4 protein-coding genes and 1 pseudogene are annotated in these 3449 nt (G+C 70.8%); 3 read left to right on the top strand and 2 right to left on the bottom strand.

Annotated elements, in window-relative coordinates; translation table 11 throughout:
- Positions 1 to 756, bottom strand: a 756-nt coding sequence (locus tag I003_RS0129160; protein ID WP_037722161.1) for a peptidoglycan bridge formation glycyltransferase FemA/FemB family protein, incomplete at its 3' end; no start/stop codon positions are given.
- Between the two features lie 166 nt (positions 757 to 922).
- On the opposite strand from I003_RS0129160, the gene I003_RS37195 reads away from it, so the two are divergent.
- Both I003_RS37195 and I003_RS0129155 read left to right on the top strand, forming a co-directional pair.
- Positions 923 to 1051, top strand: a complete 129-nt coding sequence (locus I003_RS37195) for a hypothetical protein (protein WP_486584459.1) — start codon at positions 923 to 925, stop codon at positions 1049 to 1051.
- Positions 1044 to 2123 carry a sensor histidine kinase gene (locus tag I003_RS0129155; RefSeq protein WP_027774675.1) on the top strand — a complete coding sequence of 360 codons (1080 nt, stop codon included), beginning with the start codon at positions 1044 to 1046 and terminating at the stop codon, positions 2121 to 2123. The genes I003_RS37195 and I003_RS0129155 overlap by 8 nt, the downstream gene beginning before the upstream one ends.
- Positions 2124 to 2134: 11 nt before the next feature.
- Here the strand turns inward: I003_RS0129155 and I003_RS33805 are convergent, their stop codons facing one another.
- Positions 2135 to 3007 carry an SAM-dependent methyltransferase gene (locus I003_RS33805; protein WP_078564552.1) on the bottom strand — a complete coding sequence of 291 codons (873 nt, stop codon included), beginning with the start codon at positions 3005 to 3007 and terminating at the stop codon, positions 2135 to 2137.
- A gap of 138 nt (positions 3008 to 3145) precedes the next feature.
- Here I003_RS33805 and I003_RS33800 point away from each other — a divergent pair.
- A pseudogene (locus I003_RS33800) lies at positions 3146 to 3449 on the top strand (cytochrome P450); the annotation flags it as partial.

Below are 3449 nucleotides of genomic sequence, written 5' to 3'. Positions count from 1 at the left end.
GAAGCCGTCCCGCTCGGCGGTGTGGACGTACAGGTCATGGAACGCCTTGAGGTCCTCGGCGCCCTCGCCTGCCGTGACCTCGACCCCCGCTCTGGCCGCCTTCTTGATGTTGCGGCGCCAGAGCTGGTTCATGCCGCCGAGGAGGCTGTCCTCGGTCCTGCCGGCCAGCGGGATCTCGTACTTGAACTGCGGATGCCCGGTCCCGAAGCCGTCCTCGGGGTTCTGCGGCAGCCAGCCGGCGGCCCTGAGCCGGCCGGTCACGCGGGCGCCGACCGGATCCGTCCAGTTCCCGGGCACCTCGGTGAGCCGCCTCACGCCCGGGTCGGCGATGCCCTCCTTGACCTGGCCGGCGCTCCAGGTGTCGGTACGCACCGGAGGGCCGAGCCGGATCGCGAACGCGCCGTCGGCCCTGAGACGGGCGGCCAGCGGGTCGAGCCAGGCGTCCAGCTCGCCGGTCCAGTCGACGACCGGGCCCTCGGGCAGGTACGCCAGCGTGAAGCGGTCGAGCCGCGGCACCGGCCGGTGCAGGACGAGCCCGGCGCCGACCAGCGTCCGGCCGTCGAACCAGCCGAGGGACTCACTGCGCCACTCGGTCTTGACGCGGCCCCACGCCGGGGTCTGCAGAAAGCTGACCGACCGCTGTCGCCGTACGAAGGCCAGGTGCTCGGCGGCGCTGATCGGCCGGACGGTCAGGCTCGCGCCCGGGACCCCCGGCTCTGGTGGGTGCGTGGTTCCGCCCGGCTCGCTGTAGGACATGCGGCGAGTCAAGACAGCGCGGTGTTGCCGGCACGTATGCGGTTTTCGATACGCGGACGACATGTGACCGACAGGTAAGTTGTCGGTGTGCGTCACGCTCCGTCACCGACGGGTTTCCCGCTTACCGATACGTGGACGATATGCACCGACTCGTAGCATGAGAGGCATGCGCGCTGTGACCATCGGGGACGAACCCCGTCCCGGGAGAGCCCTCCGCGACGGCCTGCGCCGGGAAGCGATCGCCCGCTTCCACGCGGCACCCGGCACCGGCCGCGGGGGAGGAGGCCGTGCCTAGGCGGCCCGGTTTGAGCGTTCGCGTCAAACTCACCCTCAGCTACGCCGGATTCCTCCTGCTCGCGGGGGCCCTGCTGCTCTCGGCGATCGGCGTGTTCCTCCTGCGGGCAGGGTGGCTGCGCGTCAACGAAGAGGGGGCGTGGAGGGCTACCCCGGGCACCGACTTCGTGCGCGGATTCGCCCCCATGGCAGCCGCGGTCATGATCTTCCTCCTGCTCTTCGGCCTCCTGGGGGGATGGATCCTCGCCGGCCGGATGCTCGCTCCGCTCTCCCGCATCGCCGACGCCACCCGCATGGCCACGAACGGGTCGCTCTCCCACCGGATCCGGCTCCCGGGCCGCAGGGACGAGTTCCGCGAACTCGCCGACGCCTTCGACACGATGCTCTCCCGGCTCGAAGCCCACGTCGCCGAGCAGAGGAGATTCGCGGCCAACGCCTCACACGAACTGCGCACGCCGCTTGCGATATCGAAGTCGCTCCTCGAGGTGGCCCGCAACGACCCGGCCCGGGAGCCCGGCACACTCGTCGACCGCCTCTCTACCGTCAACGCCCGCGCCATCGACCTCACCGAGGCGCTGCTCGTGCTCAGCCGCGCCGAGCAGAGGGCCTTCACCCGGGAACACGTCGACCTGTCCCTCCTTGCGGAAGAGGCCGCCGAGACACTGCTCCCGCTCGCCGAGGAGCGCGGTGTCACCATGGAGACCTCCGGTGACATCGCCCCGGCGTTCGGGTCCCAAGCCCTCCTGCTGCAGTTGACCACGAACCTCGTGCACAACGCGATCGTCCACAATCTGCCCGAACGGGGAACCGTCCGGGTGAGGACCGGCATCCGCCTCGACGGTGTGGAGCTCACCGTCGAGAACACCGGCGAGCACATCTCCCCGCAGCTCGCCTCGACGATGACCGAACCGTTCCAGCGCGGTACCGAACGCATCCACAGCGACCACGCGGGAGTCGGACTCGGCCTGGCCATCGTCGAAACCATCACCCAGGCCCACGGCGGCACCCTCACCCTCACCCCGCGCTCCGCCGGCGGGCTCCGCATCACCGTGCGACTGCCCCGTCCGGCCTGAGCGCGCCGCTGTCAGCCGGTCTTCCGCCCGACGCCTGCGCAGAGCCACTGGCGTTCGGCACCGGGACGGGCGGCCGTGTCCGTCGCGGTGGACCACGCCGAGACGGGCGTCGGATCGGGGCGCCACAGCGACACGGTGGTCAGGCCCGGGTCGAGCAGCTCGAAGCCGTCGAACAGCCGCCTGATCTCCGCGTAGCTGCGCAGCGTGAGCGGGGAGCTGGCCTTCTTGTAGACGTCGGCGGCCCTCTGGACCCGGCCGTCGGTGTCGAACTCGGAGGTCGAGTGCGTGAGGACCAGATGGCTGCCCGGTGCCATCGCGGCGCGCAGCCGCGCCACGATCCCGGGCGGGTCCGCCCCGTCGTCGATGAAGTGCAGCATCGCCAGCATGATCACTGCGACCGGCCGGCGGAGATCGATGACCTCACGCAGCTCGGGGTCGGCCAGGATGTCCTCGGGATACCGCGCGTCTCCCTGGGCGACGGCCACCAGGGGCGACCTGCCGAGTAACGCCCGGCCGTGACTGACGACGACCGGGTCGATGTCGACGTACGCCACCCGCGAGTCCGGGGCGACGTGCTGGGCTATCTCGTGCAGGTTCTCGTGGCCGCCGCACTCGACCGGCATACCCGCGCCGATGTCGATGAACTGCCGGATGCCGGACCCGGCCAGGAACCGGACCGCGCGCCGCAGGAACGCGCGGTTCTCCCGCGCCATGAGGGGCGCGTCGGGGACGTGCCGCCGGACTTCCTCCATGACCTCCCGGTCGTGGGCGAAGTTGTCCTTGCCGCCGAGGAAGTAGTCGTAGATGCGCGGGACGGCCGGGGTCCGCAGCCGGAGGTGGTCTTCCCTTTCGCGTCCTTTCCCGTCCGACGACGGATCGTTCATCGTGTCTCCTGCCATGCCCCTGCCGCGCACAAGATTTCGTGGAACCATGCGAGCGTAGCGACCGGCCGACGGAGGCGCCCGGCCACGGCCGGTTTCGGCTGGCAACGTTGCCGGGACGTGACACGAGGAGAGAGCGCCATGCCGGATGACGGCATCGACAGCATTCCCGGCCCGCCCGCGGGCGGTGACGGCGTCAAGGCGATCGTGGCGGCGGGAGGGCTGCACCACTATCAGCTCAAGCTGCACGCGGAGTTCGGTCCGGTGGTCCGCTTTCCCCTGCCGGGTGCGGACACGGCGGTGTCGGTCGCCGATCCGGTGCTGCTGGAGGCCACCGCGGAGATCAACAAGCGGCCGGAGAAACTGTTCGCCTTCCTGGAGCCCCTCCAGGAGTCGGGCAACGTGCAGACGCTGCCGGCGGACGAACACGTGCCGTGGCGGCGGG

The sequence above is a fragment of the Streptomyces sp. CNQ329 genome (assembly GCF_000482585.1).
Note: the sequence above shows the minus strand (reverse complement) of the source record. Positions and strands in the feature narration are given on the sequence as shown.